The following is a 17,493-nucleotide window of genomic DNA, read 5'->3' as shown; positions in this document are numbered from 1 at the left end:
TACCTGTCGCCAAACCGTTTTGGAATGAAAGTGTGCTTCTAAATTTATAGGATTTGTCTTTTTTCTTATAGTTCCCCTACTATTCAAGGTCTACTTTTGAATTCTTTTTGACGAAGTTGTCAGCATCGATTAATACCTGTAATTAGGTTTTAAGCGGTTTGTAGTATCCCGTTAAGTCGAAATAAGCCTGTCGATGGAAGGTCTAAAGCATTGATAGTAAAACGAGAGATAAACCGGCAAAACATAGTAGGGGAGTCTTATTTACATATGTTAAACCAAGTTAAAGTTTTTTAGGTATGTTCAGTAAATGGTCCAGGTCGAACACGACTGTTATAAGTATAATTAAGGATTTTACGGCTTATTGGTATCGATAATTCAAAAGGTTCTTATTATAGATAAGTAGTTAAATTAGCTAAGAAGTAAAAAATTGTTGATACTTTATTGATAATCATAGGTCATATAGTTAAATATTCTTAACCCTGCGAAAGAATAGTATCGATTTGATAACTACTGGTAAGAGGCCTATTCCTTATACAACGCATCAGGCGACAAAATTCTTAACGCCATCTAAATCGAGAAAATAGCTGAAACGCCAAACGTTCAGTTTCCTGCGTCTTACACGTTGCTTTATTATCTCAACCTCCTGTTTCTTAATTAACCATTCACTTACTGAAATCAGATGAAAAATACATCTACCCGATTCACATTGGTGATGAACAGTATCTGCGTATGGCTGGCGCTCGTTACCTGTTTCAACGCTCCGGACGCCTGGGGACAGGGCAAAGGACCTGATAAGAATAAATTCAGGGGTTTATATAAACTGATTAAAAAAGTACGCAACGCCAAGCCTTCTAAAGAGCAGGTCAAAAACGCTAGTTTTAATTTCAAGTCGAGTTTGCTGAAAGACAACCCCAACGGCCGACTCGACATCACCGCCGGCCTGAAAAACCCCACCTCTCTACAGTTTGGACCTGACGGCAAACTCTACGTGGCCCAGCAGAACGGCCTGATCAAGGTCCTGACCATCGTCAAAAACGCCCCCAACGACTACGCCATCGCCAGCCAGGAGACCATCAGCCTCATCAACACCATCCCCAACCACAACGACGACGGCTCACTGGCCCCTGCGGTCACCACCCGACAGGTCACCGGCCTGCTGGTCAGCGGCACCGCCAGCAGCCCCATCCTCTACGTCTCCTCCAGCGACAGCCGCATCGGCGGACCCGAGGGCGATTTGAACCTGGACACCAACTCGGGCATCGTCTCCAAACTGACCAAAACCCCCACGGGCTGGGTGAAAGTCGACCTGGTGCGGGGGCTGCCCCGCTCCGAGGAGAACCACGCCACCAACGGCTTGCAACTGGACGGCACCCGGCTCTACCTGGTGGTGGGGGGGCACACCAACGCGGGGTCTCCCTCGACCAACTTTGCCTACACGCCCGAGTATGCCCTGGCGGCCTGTGTGCTGTCGATTGACCTGGCGGTGATCGAAGCGCTGCCCACCAGGGGCAGTGGCAACACGGCTTACAAGTATGACCTGCCCACGCTCGACGACCCCGACCGGCCGGGCAACCCTGACGCCAACGATCCGTTTGGGGGCAACGACGGCTTGAACCAGGCCAAGCTGGTGGCGGGAGGTCCGGTGCAGGTGTTTGCCAGTGGGTTTCGCAACGCCTATGATCTGGTGATCACCCGGTCCCGCAAGATGTACGTGACCGACAACGGGGCCAACCCGGGCTGGGGCGGTCATCCGGCCAGTGAGGGGGTGGGTACGGCCACCAACAACTACGTGGCCGGCGAGCCGGGCTCGACGGGGGCGGGGCCGAATGATCCAAAGGTGAACAACCTGGACAACTTCCACTACGTGGGCGATCTGAATAATTACGTGGCGGGCAGCTTCTACGGGGGGCATCCGCACCCGATCCGGGCCAACCCAGCGGGGGCGGGATTGTACACCCACAACGGCACGAGCGGGGTGTGGCGCACCAGCACGAGCGGGGCCAACCCGCTGCCATCGGACTGGCCGCCGGTGCCTCTGAGCATGGCACACCCCATTGAGGGGGACTTTCAGAATCCGGGGGAGAAAGATAATGCCTTGGTAACCTATACGGTATCTACCAACGGCATTACCGAGTATACGTCTTCTAGTTTCAACAATGCATTAAAAGGTCATTTACTGGTGGCTTCCTTTGACGGGACCATCCAGAAGATTACGCTCAATGCCAGTGGTACAGGGGTGACCAACAGTCTGGGAGCCAAGAAGAGGAACCTGGACCTGCCGTTTGCTTCCAACTTCGGTTCGCAGCCCTTGGACATCACCGCTCAGGGCGACAATGACATCTTTCCCGGCACGGTCTGGGTGGTGTGTTATTTGCAGAATCAGATTTACGTTTTCGAACCCGAAGGAGGTGGTGGGGGCTGCTCGGCGGCCTACAGCACGGCGTTTGACGACGATGGAGATGGCTACAGCAATGCCGATGAAATTGACAATGCCTCTAACCCTTGTTCCTCTTCCAGCCGCCCGAGCGATGCCGACGGGGATAAAGTATCCGACTTCAATGATCCGGACGATGATAACGACGGACTCAATGACGATGTCGACTACTTTCCCCTGGATGCGGCCAACGGTCTGAGCACGAACTTACCGATTGAGTACAATCTGTTCAACAACGATCCGGGCACGGGATTATTCGGCTTGGGTTTCACGGGGTTGATGCTGCCCAAGGTCACAGGGATCAATTACCTGGACTTGTTTGATGAAGACAACCTGGTGGCTGGTGGAGCCGTGGGGGCCTTTTCGGTGGTCGAAGCTACGGCGGGTGATCCGTTTCAGGCTGTAAACACGCAGGAAAACGGTTTTCAGTTTGGGGTTAACACCAATAGCACGCCCGGACCTTTCAGGGTGCAGACCCGGCTGCTGGGACCTTTTTTCAATAACCGGACTCCTCAGTACCACCAATCGCAGGGTTTGTACATTGGCGTGGGCGATCAGGATAACTACGTGAAAGTGGCACTAGCGGCCGATGGTGGTACGGGGGGCATTGAAGTGGTGTATGAAAGCAACGGAGTGGCCAGCAGCGTTACGTATAATTTGCCGGGGGGGCTGCCTAGCGGGTCGCTTGATTTGTTTCTGTCGGTCAATAAATCGACGGGCCGGGTGCAGCCCAGGTATGCCAAAGACGGGGGCGCCCTAACGGATCTTGGGTCTTCTATTGCCGTTAGTGGGCCGTTGCTGGAAGCTATCCAGGGCGTCCGGGCGTTGGCAGTCGGGATTGTGTGCACGTCCCTAAATTCAACCCCCTTTACGGCGACCTGGGATCTGATAAAGGTAACGTCCGAAGCGATTACCAACACCGCGCCGGTGCTAACGGGCATCGGCAGTAAAACCGCCGTGGTGGGGCAGCCGCTGAGCTTTACCGCCCAGGCCACCGACACTGACCTGCCCGCCCAGACGCTCACCTACAGCGTCAGCGGCCTAACCGGTGCCAGCATCAACGCCAGCACCGGTGCCTTTAGCTGGACACCCACCACCACCGGCAGCTTCAGCCTGACCGTCCGGGTGACCGACAACGGCTCGCCAGCCCTGAGCCAGCAGGAAACCATCCGCATAACGGTCAACCCGGCCGGCTCGACGGGGCCTGCCGTGGTGAGTGTGAGCCTGATGAATGCCACTACGGATCAGCAGATCAGGCTGCTGAGCAACGGTGAGCAGATCAACCTGGCCACGCTGGCTTCGCGCAACCTGAACCTGCGGGCCAACACGTCCCCGGCTACGGTGGGCTCGGTGCGGATGGTGCTGAGTGGTCGTCAGAACCGCACCCAGACCGAGACGGGGGCGCCCTATTCGTTGTTTGGCGACAGCAACGGCGACTACAACAACTGGATTCCGCCGGTGGGCAGTTACAGCCTGACGGTGACGCCTTACACGGGGGCGGGGGCAACCGGCTCGGTGGGCACCCCGCTGACCCTGAACTTTACTGTGGTCGAGCAGGCTATCAGTAATCGGCCACCGGTGGTAGGCAGTGCCCTGGCCGATCAGGTGGTACAGGTAGGAAGCAGCTTCGCTTTCAGTTTTGGCGCAACGGCTTTCACCGATCCGGATGGAGACGGTTTATCATACAGTGCCACGCTGGACAACAACTCGGCTCTTCCGGCCTGGTTAAGCTTCAACGCCAGCACCCGCACCTTTAGCGGAACGCCCACCAGTGCAAACCCCGCCAGCCTATCCATCAAGGTCATCGCCAGTGACGGTAAAGGAGGGAGCGTGAGTGATAGCTTTGTCATTACGATCAAGACCGTCAACACCGCGCCGGTGCTGACGGGCATCGGCAGTAAAACCGCCGTGGTGGGCCAGCCGCTGAGCTTTACCGCCCAGGCCACCGACACTGACCTGCCCGCCCAGACGCTCACCTACAGCGTCAGCGGCCTAACCGATGCCAGCATCAACGCCAGCACCGGTGCCTTTAGCTGGACACCCACCACCACCGGCAGCTTCAGCCTGACCATCCGGGTGACCGACAACGGCTCGCCAGCCCTGAGCCAGCAGGAAACCATCCGCATAACGGTCAACCCGGCCGGCTCGACGGGCCCTGTCGTGGTGAGTGTGAGCTTGATGAATGCCACCACGGATCAGCAGATCAGGCTGCTGAGCAACGGTGAGCAGATCAACCTGGCCACGCTGGCTTCGCGCAACCTGAACCTGCGGGCCAACACGTCCCCGGCCACGGTGGGCTCGGTGCGGATGGTGCTGAGTGGTCGTCAGAACCGCACCCAGACCGAGACGGGGGCGCCCTATTCGTTGTTTGGCGACAGCAACGGCGACTACAACAACTGGATTCCGCCGGTGGGCAGTTACAGCCTGACGGTGACGCCTTACACGGGGGCGGGGGCAACCGGCTCGGTGGGCACTCCGCTGACCCTGAACTTTACTGTGATTAATCAAACCCCGCAGGGCCGGGTTGAAGCCAACGCCGACGGGGATGAGATGGAGGTACTCTATTACCCCAACCCGTTCCGCGAATCGTTTACCCTAAAGGTGCAGGGAAGATACGGCGGCAAAATGCCTGTATTCATTCATGATGCTTACGGACGACTGATTTTTAACGCGGAGGATATGCCGCAGACGGAGGAGATTATTCAGGCGGGCAAGCAGTGGCCAGCGGGTCTGTACATCCTGCAACTGGGAGAGGGGAAAAGAGCGAGACGGTTTAGACTGGTGAAACTTCAATGAAACAAAAGCAACGGGCTTGGTAACCTAGCGGCCAGCCCGTTGCTTTTCCCAATCCCTACTCCCAACACACAATTCTGCTAGGGTATGGTGTGTGTCGAGTACGCTTTGGGGCGTGTTTCAGAAGGGTCAACTAACCAGGAGCGACTAATGCCACGTCAGGGTAGTATAATAGAAGCCGCCCACGCTGGGACCGGCGACAAACGTGGTATAGGGGTGGTTCGACAAATTTTTGGCGCCAAGTTTTAGGTCGAGTCGTAGGCGCTGGATGCGGTAACTCATCTGGGCGTCGACGGTATGAATTGCTGGTACCATACCGGTTGCCAGCGACGACTGCCACAAAAAAGAACTCTGGTGTTTGTAGGCGACCGAGAAGCCGAGACCGTGCCACAGACTGGCGTTCGAGACGCTTAGGTTGGTGATCCATTTTGGTGTGTTGAAGGCTTCCTCCAACCCGTCACCACTTTCCTTGCGGCTTAGCTGAGCCAGGGATGCGTTGCCGGAAGCAATCCAGTTCTGGGAAAACACGTAACGAAGGCCCAGGCTGGCCCCGTAATTATAAACGGTGGTTTTTGAGTTGGTCCACAGGCGGTAGCGGTTTTGGCGGGTCCGGTCGGCCAGGTAGTATGCCAGCGAATCCGGCCGGGTGCCGGCCGGAATATTGGCTTCCACCTGCGCCATGAAGTTCCGGTAGATGTTGTAATACCCATCGGCATCGACGTACAATTTCCCGCCCAGCAGAAATCCTTTGTAGCCCAGTTCCAGGCTGTTCACCCGCTCCGGTTTGAGGTAGGTGTACGTGTTCGGTTTAAGAAGTCCCTTGTTTTTTTCGATGGCCTGCGGGGTGGTTAGTTTGTTGACGTTGACGTCGGTGTTGATGGCAGTCTGAAAAGCCTCAATGGAGGTCCGGAAATACGATTGCTCAAAAATACCCCTGGACATGATCGGAAGCCCGCCCACACGTTTGACCCCGCCGGAATTGACATTGGAAAAGGCTTCAAAGAGCGAGGGGAACCGGTAGCCGTTCTGGTAAGCCATACGCAGGTGATGCGCCTGTCCGGGCGAAAAGACGGCCGCGATGCGCCCGTTGGTCTGCGGGTTGAAATACCGGTTTTTATCAATACGCAGGGAGCCGGTCAGCTTTAGTTTTTCGTTGAAAAAGGGGCGCGAAGCCTGCACAAACCCTCCGCCTTTGGTGTAAATCAGATTGGTGCCCGGCGCTTCCGGGTTGATGAAATAATTTCCGTCGGGATAGACCACGTACTGGCGATAATCAAAACCGGCCAGCACCTGCAGTTGGGTCCGGTCAGCCAGCGCTTTCCACAAGGTTTTGGTGGGTTCATACTGCCCTTCCAGGTGATAAAGCCACGACTTTACCTGAAGGGCAGCCCCCTGATCCCAGTTGTTAATGGCGCGAAGCCGTTCTACCTCGGCGTCGAAGGCGGGCGTGTGGGGCTGCGGACGACCCTGATCCGCGGCAGACCTTGCGGCTTCAAGAGCCAGCGGCACAGCCATTCCAGCAGCGGTACCGGCATTGAATTGCTGGCCAAAGTCGGCAAACCATTGATCGTCGGACTTAAAACTTCGGTCAACGTTTTCGGCCATCGAGCGGATGTTGTAAGAGCGGCCCGTGTTTTCGCGGGTCCGGTAGGCCCGGATTTGCAACGAAGGCGATAGCAGGGTCAGACTATGCTGATCGAGTCGGTAGTCTTCCAGTCGAAACCGGTTGGTACGCTGGTAAACATTGTTGAGCGTGGCCCCCTGATAGCGGTAAATAACCTCCAGATTAGGCCGGATGCGGTAATGCAGCGCCAGGTCCCCGCGCAGGTTGCGCAGCCGGTAATCGGTGGCTTCTCCTTCAAAATAGCCCGTTCGCGCCACGACATACCGTTTGCCGCCCAGTGTGAGGGTTCGACGGTTGGCCGATTCGTCGCCGTAGGCATTCACCCGATCGCGTCCCGGATTGTCGGAACCGAGCAGACCGAGTGAGGCATTGGCGCTGGGGTTCAGATCCGTGGGGTCGTGGGCTATCCAGTCGTACCCCGTCTGATAGACCAGATTTACTTTAAACGCCAGTTTGTCGCCCAGGCGGTGGGCGTAGCGAAGGCTGCTTTCGCTGAACAGTCGGGCACCGGTAGCTGGGTCGTTCAAGTGGTTAACACCCGTTTTCTGGCTAATGCTCAGGCCGGGCGAATCAAAGGGGCTTTTGGTGATGAGGTTGACCAGGCCATTCAGGGCGTTCAATCCGTACAGGGCGGAGGCCGCGCCCGGCAGCACTTCTAGGCGCTCAATATCCAGATCGGCGGGAGCTAGGGCGCTGGCAATGGGCGCACCAATATGCGGAGCCTGGTTGTCCCGCCCGTCGACCAGCTGCACAAACCGGACGTTGGTCGGATTGGCGAATCCCCGGGTGTTGTACACCTTGAAACCCAGGCTGGAGGTCAGCAGTTGAACACCTTTGAGGTTTTCGATGGCGTCGAAGTAGGAGGGTTGGGCAGACTGGCGAATCTGCCGGGCGTCAAGCCGTTCAATGCTTACCGGCGACTTCAGGATGCTTTCCGGAACCCGCGAAGCCGACACCACTACCTCGTTCAGTTGAATTCTGCGCAGGGAGTCTTTGGGGGTGCGAGTCGAATCCTGCAGCGTAGCGGCCTGGATTGCCGGGCCGGTCAGCAGGAGTAGGATCGGTAAAATAAGCTTCATAGAAAGTCGTTATGTTCGGGCAAACATAACGCTTTCCCAGCCACTTCCGGCGAAATTCTACTGAGCGGCCAATCAGACGAAAAATTTGATTGGTAACGGCGCGTCATTTCAGAAGGTACGACTCAATTTCAATGTCGATCAAGGGTTTGAAGCCGGGTTGCCACCGGATCTTCTGGTCGAAGGATATAGCCCTAATTGATTACCTGCTACCTACCCCTTTGTGAAGATTCACTAAGCAGCTAGTCGGGAATTTTTTCAGAAAAAAGTCGAATTCCATTCACCTATTTTCCCTGACGCCGATAAAGAGCTAGAAGCGGTTAAAAAGCCGCTTTAGAACAACGGTAAAGTCTACTTTTTAATAGACAAGGTTAGCCATAAAAGTAGGATACGGCTTGATAGTCAATAACACTTACAACCCTTTGCGAGTTTATTGAATCCTGTATTATTACCTAAGCCGACCCTTTGAGATACGTATGAAGACGCTGATTAAAAACCTGTTGAATCATATTCCTTATATCCGGAATATGCGTTTGCAGTTGGAGCATTATCAGACAATGTTTCCGCCTGGACATTTTTACAGCCCCATTGTAAACGCCGAAGAATTGACTCCGCTCCGCACGACTCTGTTCTCCCGGCGACCCCGGCAGTTGAAAGGCATTGACTTGCGGAAACGCTACCAATACCGGTTGTTGCAGGAATTTGCCAAGTTTTACCCGACAATCCCCTTTCCGACTCATCCACACCCTTCCTACCGGTATTACTACCACAATGATTTGTACAGTTACGGCGATGCGATTGTGCTGCATTCCATGATGCGGCATCTGCAGCCAAAGCAGATCATTGAAGTAGGGTCCGGTTTTAGCTCGGCGGTTATGCTGGATACCAGCGAGTCGTTTTTCGATGATAGTCTAAAGTTGACGTTCATTGATCCCAATCCGGAGCGGCTGTACGGTTTGCTCCGTCCGGAAGATCAGCGGAAGGTGACGGTCCTGGAGTTTGGGGTGCAGTCGATTCCGGTGCACTTATTCGAGGCCCTGCAACCCAACGACATGCTGTTTATTGATTCAACGCACGTGGCCAAAACCGGTAGTGATGTCAATTACATCTTTTTCGAGATTCTGCCGAATCTGAAGAGCGGGGTTGTTATTCATTTCCACGACATCTTCTACCCGTTTGAATACCCGGAAGAATGGGTGCTGGGCTGGAAGGGATTTGGCTGGAATGAAAGCTACATGCTGCGCAACTTCATGATGTACAATCATGATTTTGAAATCCTGTTTTTCAATTCGTTCATGCACCAGCAGTACCAGACCTGGTTCGCCAAGAACATGCCGCTTTTTCTGTATAATCCGGGAGGTAGTATCTGGTTGCGGAAAAAGTAAGTCTCCTGGCTATTAGCGCTTTGTCTGCTGGCGAATCTATTCGATTTTACTAGAAACGCCGAAACTACTGCTTTTTTTATTCTTGGGCGGGCCAGTCTGATTGCCCAACAGGATTCTATTTACCCATTAAAAAGCTTCTTGTTGCTCTTTAAAGCAATACGTTTAACTTCACTTCAATTATACTACGGTTTTCTTTCTTCTTTTTACTGTTTGCAAACACTTTGTTTTTAACCAGTTGCATGCGGGACCACGTTAGTCCGCAACAACCCGGTGGCTGGCGGACCCTGGCCGAATTACCCGGTTCTACGCCTTTTTTCCTGGTCAATCTCCAGGGTAATCTCTACGCCGGTACCGGTAACGGGCAATATCCCGATCTTCTGACCAAATTATGGCAGTATGACGCTGAAACGAATAGCTGGAAATCCAAAAAGGATTTTCCGGGCAAATTAGCCGATGGGCTCAGTTATTTCACCGTGGCGGGCAAGTTGTACGTTGGCTTTTCGACCACCGGCGAAACGGACCCCTTCGCCAGTTTTGGTCTGGAAGTCTATTCTTCGAATTTTTACGAGTACGACCCGGCAACGGATAACTGGAAAACCGTAGCGGCCCCGCCCCGCTACGGTAGGGGGGCAATTTCCTTCCCTCTGCAACCGTACGGAGTAGCGCTGTGGGGAACGTATCGAAACATGAGCAGTCAACAGACAAAGTTTAATGCCGGGGGTGTGGTTTACGATGCCGTAAAAGGGTGGATGCCGGTAAACGTAACCATTTCAAACCTGCCCGCGATCCCCCAAATCACCGACGATCGCATCCAAAGTCAGGTGATGGCGAGTCGGGTTATCCGTTACCGAGGCTTCGGGTTTTCCATCAACAACCGGGTTTATACGGGCGGAGGGGATACGCGTCATTCGTCGACAGTCGATCCCTTCTACGGGTATGAGGAGGTTCGCAAGGACGTTTTAGCCCGGGAGCTTTACGAATTTGAAATCGCTGAAAAGCCCGGAAGCCTTGATTTGGCCGTTAGCAATGCAATTAAAGCGCCCGCGCCGGACTATGATTTAACGCTGGCGAGTCAGGCTTTCGCCCTGGATCAGACGGGGTACATCATCACGGCCCACGGGCAACTGGTTAGTTTCAGACCTGCGTCTAATCAGTGGCAAAAATTTAATGATCTGACAAGCCCGCTGGTGGTGGGTACGGGCGCAGCCGGAAAAGCGTATTTCATCAATCAGACCCATCAGCTCCTGGAATATACGCCCGACTGAGGAGTCGGATAATTGGTGCGTAGCCAAGTGCAGCAACAGGTTATACTGCCTTATTTCGCCGATTCATATCGTTAAATTAACAACTCACATACATTTAGATACATCCTATTTACCAGACAACTAACTTTACTCCCCAGTAAAGAATGTTACGGTAGTACGACAGACCCGGTTCCTTCGCCGGGTTTTGTGTTTTAATCAGTCCCATTTCAACTCTCGGGAGGGGCAAGGGCGTAAGATTTTGGCTGTTTTCTTCGAAAATCAACCCCCGCGCTCCGTCTTTCAATCGCTCCTCATTCGATAATTGTCTCACTTATCGTTCACTATTCCGGAGCGATCCTGCCCATGTATGTTTCGAACTATTCTTTTTACGGGACCGATCTGCTAATACGGTTTTTATTAAAGTGTGTAATTTTGGTTTTCTAACCATTTTTTTCTAATAGGAAAGTAGCTTACTGGTAAGTTTGTATATTTGAAGTGTTTTTACTCAGATCCACAATGTTCCTTAGCTTCTCCTATGTCAACTCAGAAGGCCTTGTCAATACCCGTAGTAGTATTGGCCTCGACCTGGAAGCCATTTTCAATTTGTTAAACTTTCTGGTTGCACAAGGAGATACACTTTTATCGGCCTTTGTAATTGACACAAAGGGCGTGCGTACGGATTTACCCCTGGACGTATTCGATGGAAAATCCATTGATGAGCATATGAAAAACCTGCAAAAAGAGTTTAGGCTTTTGGTTCGCCTGTAAAAAAACTACCTGTATGAATTATTCAATCGATTTTATAGCCTTCACCAAACCACATAAACAGTACCCCTGGGCCATGCTGTATGTTTTTGGAGTCTCGTTCCAGAAGGGCTACTACATTTCCATCAATTAAACCTGGGTCTGTTCCGCTAAAACTCCGGTAGTTTTCAATTACTTACTACGGTCTAGGTGATCTCGTCAATCAGCAGATAGAGTTGGATGGGGATAACTTGGGGCCTGTTTTTAAAGAGAGTTGGGTTGAGCATAACGCTGCGCCTATTTCTTCCAAACCGTGCAAAAGGGTTGGTTTGTTCTCGGGATTTGCAGAACGCTTTTTAGTACCGGGTTGAGTAAGAAGAACACTCCAAATCAGATAAACAGCCCGCGAGGCTGAAACATCCGGTCTTATTCATCATCTGACTTGTTTGCATTGAGCACGAAATACGTAGCCAGTAGCTTCTGTTTCGTTTCCGGATCGTCGGAGGTGCAGGAGCCAAAGCCTTCGCCGGCTTGGTGGTCCCAACGGACCTTCGACCAGTCAATGGTTGGATCAACACTGCTCAAGAGGTTAATAAAAGCTTCTCTTAGCTTTTCAAAATTTTGCTGATGGGGCAAATCTCTATTCTGGTCCTGTTCTTCTGAGTTGTCCATAATTGATTTCAGATCGGTAGCTCGCCCTGATTAACCGGAATCAGCGTTTAATTGTTGACAAGAATGCGAGTAGTTCATCTGCAATTTGACGGGTTTGGGGCCCAGCAGTTCTGGTTTTTACCCGCTTGACAACTTCCCGGCCCGTTGCAATTTGCTGAGCTTGCCAGGCCATCGGGTCGGTTGCTTTTAGAAAATACAATCCGTTGATCAATCCACTGGGTGATAAAGCGTTTATGCGGTCGGCGTCATAGAGTTGAAGCGCCAATTCTATGGCCTGCGAAGAGGATTTATACAAAGTAATAAGGCTGGCAACCGACCTTTTGCGCACCTCAGTCGTGTTAGCATTTCAACAGCGAAACAAGACCCATCTGTAGCGCTCGACTCGCTCACGGGACTCTTCCAGGCCCGCTGCCCGTTCTTTCAAGCGAATCTCTAATTCCTGAAGACCTTTTTCCTGAGCGTCAATTACCGATTTAGTATAAGTGTTCCAGATTGTTAACAGGATGGTTACTACGGAACCGATAATGCCGATCAATGCTGTGGCTTTGCTTTCGGACTCGCCGTTACCCTTATTTTCCTTTTCGCTTTTATCCATAACAGCAGACGGTTTAGGGGCCTCTTGCAAAAATAGTAAGGAGCTAGATAAGGACTCCGGCGATGCTCGAATAAGTGTTAAGATGGCGTCACTCCTGAATCAATTCTACCGCATTTAGAATGGAAAGGCAAAGCAAATTGTGTAAACGGTCAACCTGGTTTTTATCCTTTACATATACCTACAAACGCCGGAAACCATTATTTTGATGTTCGTATTAAGAAGCGAGAAATCGCCAACTTATCATAGTAAGATCTAAGGCGTATACTATTCTTATCGATTATTGTAAACAGCAGTCAATCGTTTCATGCGCTTGTTGATAAACTACTGTTTGACACCCTAGAGCGCATTAACAGCATCGACCAAGGGGATACTTCGCGGGTTCATTACGCAATAATCTGAAAATCATTACTACTATTTCTGGGGTACGGTAAAATTTCCTGTTGAATAATTTTTAGATACAATGTTCATGATTTTGGTTTTATAACTCTGAAATAAATCGAAATAGTATACCTTGCTTGTCTGATAAATAGTTTGAAAACAGAACGGCCATCACCCATTATTCCTAAACACAAATGGAAAAAAATGCATCACCCTTACTCGCCCTTGTTTACGGGGTGTTTTTCTTCAGTACTTGCCTGTCGCAAGCTCAAGTTTCCATCACAGGCGATCCCTGTGTGGGCGCTACCCTCACCCTGCAGGCTGGCTCTGGTGTTCCCAAGCGCATTGACTGGTATCTGGGTAATACACTTTTACAGGTTAACTCGACCTGGCAAGCCGAAGGCGTTGTCGTAACTGGCGGCAATGGCTCCAACTTGAGCCCAATTGCCCTGGATGTTTTTGTGGATCACCAGAAAAACATTTACGTTCTCGAAGATGGTAGTCAACGGGTCCAGAAGTGGGTTCCCGGAGCCACCGCCGGTGTAACGGTAGCCGGGGGCAATGGCAAAGGATCGGAAATGAATCAATTCTTTTCTCCCTCAAGTATCTGGGTAGACGAAAGCGGCAGTGTTTACGTAGTCGATTACGCCAAAAACCGGGTTCAGAAGTGGGCCCCTGGGGCTACTGTTGGTGTTACAGTAGCGGGTGGTAATGGAGAAGGATCGGCCGCCAATCAATTCAGTGGCCCCCGGGCCATTTGCATGGACAAGGCCGGTAATATGTACATTGCCGACCGCTGGAACCACCGGGTTCAGAAGTGGGCTCCCGGAGCTACCACGGGGCAAACCGTGGCGGGAGGAAACGGTAAGGGATCCGGTGACAATCAGTTTTACGAACCGATGGATATAGGAATTGATCACAAAGGCAATTTATATGTGATCGATCAGTTCAACAACCGGGTTCAGAAATGGGCTCCCGGAGCTACCACGGGGCAAACCGTGATTGGAAAAATGGGGAAAGGCAAAACAGCCAGCCAGTCAGATTTCTTCTCGGCCATCAGCGTGGATTCGGAAGGCAATATTTATGTAGTAGACCGGGGCAACTACCGGGTACAGCGCTGGAGCCCCAATGCCAGTTATGGTATTACCGTAGCTGGAGGAAACGGGTTTGGCGCTGCTCCGAATCAAATTCGAAGCACCTTTGGCCTTTGGGCCGACAACAGCGGCAATGTTTACGTAGCTGATCTGGTCGGGAACGGCATCCGACGGTTTGGCCGGCAATCCCAGGCCACTTCAACTTTTTTGACATACCGCTCAGGTGTACACAAAGCAGTTGTAACGCTGGAGGGTTCTGCAACTCAGGTAGTGGCTAATCATCAAGTAGATACTATTCCCCGTAGACCCCAGTCGATTACGGGGCCTTTCAATGTGATTGCGGGGCAAAAAAACCTGGCGTACTCAGTAAAGAATAGTGCTCCTGGAGATAAATATGACTGGGTAGTTCCAGGGGATGCAACTATCACGGCGGGGCAGGGCACCGCTCAGATAACCGTAAACTGGGGCCTGTACTCGGGGGGAGTCGGTGTGGTGGCCCACAATCACTGTGGAGCGGCTCCCATGAGAGCGATGAGTGTGGTGGTCAATCCCCCGCCGGCAACGGGGAACTATGAAGGCTTCCTGGATAAAGTTGAGTGCGGCACCATCCGGGGGTGGGTATGGGATAGCAAACAACCCAATACACCCTTGCCGGTTGAGTTTTCGGCGGATGGAATTGTGATCGGGTCCACCTTAGCCAATATATACCGGCAAGACATCAAGGCTGCCGGCAAGGGTAACGGAGAACACGTGTACAATTTCAGAACGCCAGAACACATAAAAGATGGGAAGTCCCATTCGATCAGCGCCCGGGTATTAGGAACAAGTTACGTACTAAAATGGGCCCCTAAAACAGTAGAATGTCCCAGCCCATTCCGGTTGTCCCAGTCCGAAACGGCCAATGATGCTGATTGGAGTGCTGTTTTGCTAGGGAATCCAATTTCGTCGGGCGAAGTAGACGTTGAGTTGAAAAATGCCCAGGGTCAGACGCTTAGCTTGGAGGTAATCGATGCTCAGGGACAGTTGCTTAAAAAAATCACCCCGGTGCAACCTACCTCAAACTTGGAGCGCTTTCGTTTATCCCTTGACCATCGCTCCAATGAAATTTTGTTGTTGCGAATCGTAACCAGTACCAAGAGTAAAACTTTGAAGCTGACAACGAAAGATTGAGGCACGCTAGGCGATTTTTCGCCTGAATAACCATCCGTTTTGAAATGGAATGCAACGAAAGCGCGCTGACTGCTAGCGCGCTTTCGTTGGCTAAGTAAGTATCTATACACAAATAATCTCTGACGGATAGGGCGAAGTGATGCAGGTTTTTGGCGGATACTTGTCTAGGGTCCTCGAATCCCCGGACACGAAACTTAATTAGCTTCGTGTTTTTCGTCCAGCAACAATCTTGAAACGAAGCGCATCTATTTTGACACTAAAAACAAGTGTGTATCAAACAAAAAGACCATCAGTTTGAAGAGGCCTGATAGTCTGATCGTAAGTGTGCACTCGTGAGGACTGGCAACACAACCTTCTATGGGTTCTGGTCTGATGAGTGCATTAAAACGGCCGCCTTAGGATGAAGGAATAAGCTCACAATGGTTTGTTACAATTTCAAAACGACCTTTGAAGCGTTCTCGCAACAAATAGCTGGTAATTGGCTAATTAAAGGTCAGGTATTGAAATGTTTATTATTGGTCCCACCGGAAGTTGAGTCGTCGCTTTTTCTTCCCTTTCCATCGGCTTTGATCGGCATTTATAGGAAAGGGATAGGCCAGACAGGTTTAGAATACATTTTGGTTTTTGTTTGCCGATATTCTATTTCCGGTACTGTCTGATAGAAACCGAAGGATGTGTATAAAATTTGACCCCATAATAACTTAAAATACCGGTGGGGTCAAATCCATACACGCGCCAAGAGGCCTAGCACTGTTTTTGCAAATTAACTGGAAACCTCACAAGTCATCTATGAAAACTATTTACATTGTATTTTTTAGTTTATGTGCTTCTACGGCTGCTTTTTCCCAAGATGAAGTTAAAAACCAACCACCTAAAACAAAGCTTGAGACCTTTTCCGGGCAGTACGGTCGCGTTTATATAAAGGCATTTTCGGAAATAGGCACTGTCAGTGGTTCTTATGAAACGTCAGTCATAGTTGAAGCTAGAGAATATACAAACGCAGTCGACGGTAAAAAAGAGTATGGTATTTCCATTGAAGTTAAAAAAGAAGATCGAGTGAATAGAAGTAATACATCATATATAGATTATGATGAAATTTCTTGATTAATAAAAGGTTTAGAGTATATCAGCAAAATCGGCAAGTCGGTTACAAAGCTTAATGATTTTGAAGCTGATTATAAGACAAAAGACGATTTAGAGATATCAGCTTACACTTATAAAGGTTCAATCAGCCTTGCTGTTACAAGTGGGACGATCGGTAAAACGACAGCCTATTTGAAAATAGAAGACGTCAGAAAATTAATCGACTTGATTGGTGCAGCTAAACAGAAGATTGATTCGATCAAGATTTAAGAAAAAGGCCCGACTTTATATCGGGCCTCATCATTCATTCCATAGTACAGCTGTCCGTGGTGGAAGGTTAACAAATATAAGAAAATCAGTAATTCCAGGTCAGACACTCGACCTTCTTGCGGTTCTGTTTCCGGCGGCCGTCAACCGCCAGTGTTTTTTCGATATCCTGCGACTTCCAGCCAAATCGCTCCCGGTAATCCATCAATACCGGTTCAGGATACGTACTGAGCAGAAACTTGCCTTGCAGCTTTGAGCAGGCGTCCAGCAGTTTTACAAAATCTTCCTGACTGTAACCGGCGTAGTGTCCCTGATCAGCGCTGACGTACGGCGGGTCCAGATAGAAAAACGCATCCGGAGCATCGTAGGCTTTGATTACCTTCAGCACGTCGTAAGATTCAATGGTCACCTTTCTGAGCCGCTCCTGATAGGCATCTGTCAGCAACTTCTTTTTGTTGGCAATCTTCATCGCACACTTACCGTAGCGGTCGTAACCGAAACCACCGCCAATCGTTGAACTGAAGGACATATTTGTTTGCACCCAAACCGCCCAGGCCATCTGGAGCACGTCCCGGATTTCTAGCTCCCCTGATAAGTACTCCTCATCGGATTGTTTATGCTGGGCTCGACTGTGAAAGGTTTCGTCGATTAGATCCTGTAATTCGTCCAGATCGTATTTCAGTACTTTGTAAAAGGTTATCAGCCGGTTGTTGATGTCATTGATAACCTCGGCGGCTGATGGTGCTTTGGCCCAGAAGACGGCTCCTCCGCCGAAAAAAGGCTCGATGTAAGTGTGGTGCTCGGGGATGAGTGGGAGAATGTGACGCAGCATCAGCTGCTTACCACCATAATAGGTGATAGGAGTTTTTAATTGTACGGTGGTCATAACGTTGAGTAAGTTTTTACAAAGAAACGCATGACCAAACTATAATAC

General features: G+C 50.9%; 10 protein-coding genes. 6 read left to right on the top strand and 4 right to left on the bottom strand.

Features of this window, described 5'->3' with window-relative positions; translation table 11 throughout:
* Positions 1-679 precede the first annotated feature (679 nt).
* The gene (locus OQ371_RS25965) at positions 680-5,230 is read left to right on the top strand and encodes a putative Ig domain-containing protein (protein WP_265991427.1); all 4,551 of its coding nucleotides are present in this window, start codon (positions 680-682) and stop codon (positions 5,228-5,230) included.
* 144 nt (positions 5,231-5,374) lie between these two features.
* Here OQ371_RS25965 and OQ371_RS25960 read toward each other — a convergent pair whose 3' ends face one another.
* The gene (locus tag OQ371_RS25960) at positions 5,375-7,930 is read right to left on the bottom strand and encodes a TonB-dependent receptor plug domain-containing protein (RefSeq protein WP_265991426.1); all 2,556 of its coding nucleotides are present in this window, start codon (positions 7,928-7,930) and stop codon (positions 5,375-5,377) included.
* Between the two features lie 473 nt (positions 7,931-8,403).
* Here OQ371_RS25960 and OQ371_RS25955 point away from each other — a divergent pair, with 473 nt between their 5' ends.
* The 3 genes from OQ371_RS25955 (at position 8,404) to OQ371_RS25945 (ending at position 11,324) form a co-directional block, all read left to right on the top strand.
* The gene (locus tag OQ371_RS25955; protein ID WP_265991424.1) at positions 8,404-9,312 is read left to right on the top strand and encodes a class I SAM-dependent methyltransferase; all 909 of its coding nucleotides are present in this window, start codon (positions 8,404-8,406) and stop codon (positions 9,310-9,312) included.
* A 239-nt stretch (positions 9,313-9,551) separates the two neighbouring features.
* Positions 9,552-10,577, top strand: a complete 1,026-nt coding sequence (locus OQ371_RS25950) for a Kelch repeat-containing protein (RefSeq protein ID WP_265991422.1) — start codon at positions 9,552-9,554, stop codon at positions 10,575-10,577.
* Between the two features lie 495 nt (positions 10,578-11,072).
* Positions 11,073-11,324: a hypothetical protein gene (locus tag OQ371_RS25945; protein WP_265991421.1), complete on the top strand. Its 252-nt coding sequence runs from the start codon at positions 11,073-11,075 to the stop codon at positions 11,322-11,324.
* A 402-nt stretch (positions 11,325-11,726) separates the two neighbouring features.
* Here OQ371_RS25945 and OQ371_RS25940 read toward each other — a convergent pair whose 3' ends face one another.
* The gene (locus tag OQ371_RS25940; RefSeq protein WP_265991420.1) at positions 11,727-11,972 is read right to left on the bottom strand and encodes a hypothetical protein; all 246 of its coding nucleotides are present in this window, start codon (positions 11,970-11,972) and stop codon (positions 11,727-11,729) included.
* A 346-nt stretch (positions 11,973-12,318) separates the two neighbouring features.
* The gene (locus OQ371_RS25935; protein ID WP_265991419.1) at positions 12,319-12,567 is read right to left on the bottom strand and encodes a hypothetical protein; all 249 of its coding nucleotides are present in this window, start codon (positions 12,565-12,567) and stop codon (positions 12,319-12,321) included.
* 572 nt (positions 12,568-13,139) lie between these two features.
* Between OQ371_RS25935 and OQ371_RS25930 the strand changes: the two genes are divergently transcribed.
* Entirely contained in the window at positions 13,140-15,209 is a 2,070-nt protein-coding gene (locus tag OQ371_RS25930) for a PKD-like domain-containing protein (RefSeq protein ID WP_265991418.1), read from the top strand.
* 789 nt (positions 15,210-15,998) lie between these two features.
* The gene (locus tag OQ371_RS25925) at positions 15,999-16,313 is read left to right on the top strand and encodes a hypothetical protein (RefSeq protein ID WP_265991417.1); all 315 of its coding nucleotides are present in this window, start codon (positions 15,999-16,001) and stop codon (positions 16,311-16,313) included.
* 334 nt (positions 16,314-16,647) lie between these two features.
* On the opposite strand, the gene OQ371_RS25920 is transcribed toward OQ371_RS25925, so the two are convergent.
* Positions 16,648-17,445 carry a DNA adenine methylase gene (locus tag OQ371_RS25920; protein ID WP_265991416.1) on the bottom strand — a complete coding sequence of 266 codons (798 nt, stop codon included), beginning with the start codon at positions 17,443-17,445 and terminating at the stop codon, positions 16,648-16,650.
* Between the last annotated feature and the right edge of the window lie 48 nt (positions 17,446-17,493).

The sequence above is a fragment of the Larkinella insperata genome (genome assembly GCF_026248825.1).
In the GTDB taxonomy this organism is placed as follows: domain Bacteria; phylum Bacteroidota; class Bacteroidia; order Cytophagales; family Spirosomataceae; genus Larkinella; species Larkinella insperata.
Note: the sequence above shows the minus strand (reverse complement) of the source record. Positions and strands in the feature narration are given on the sequence as shown.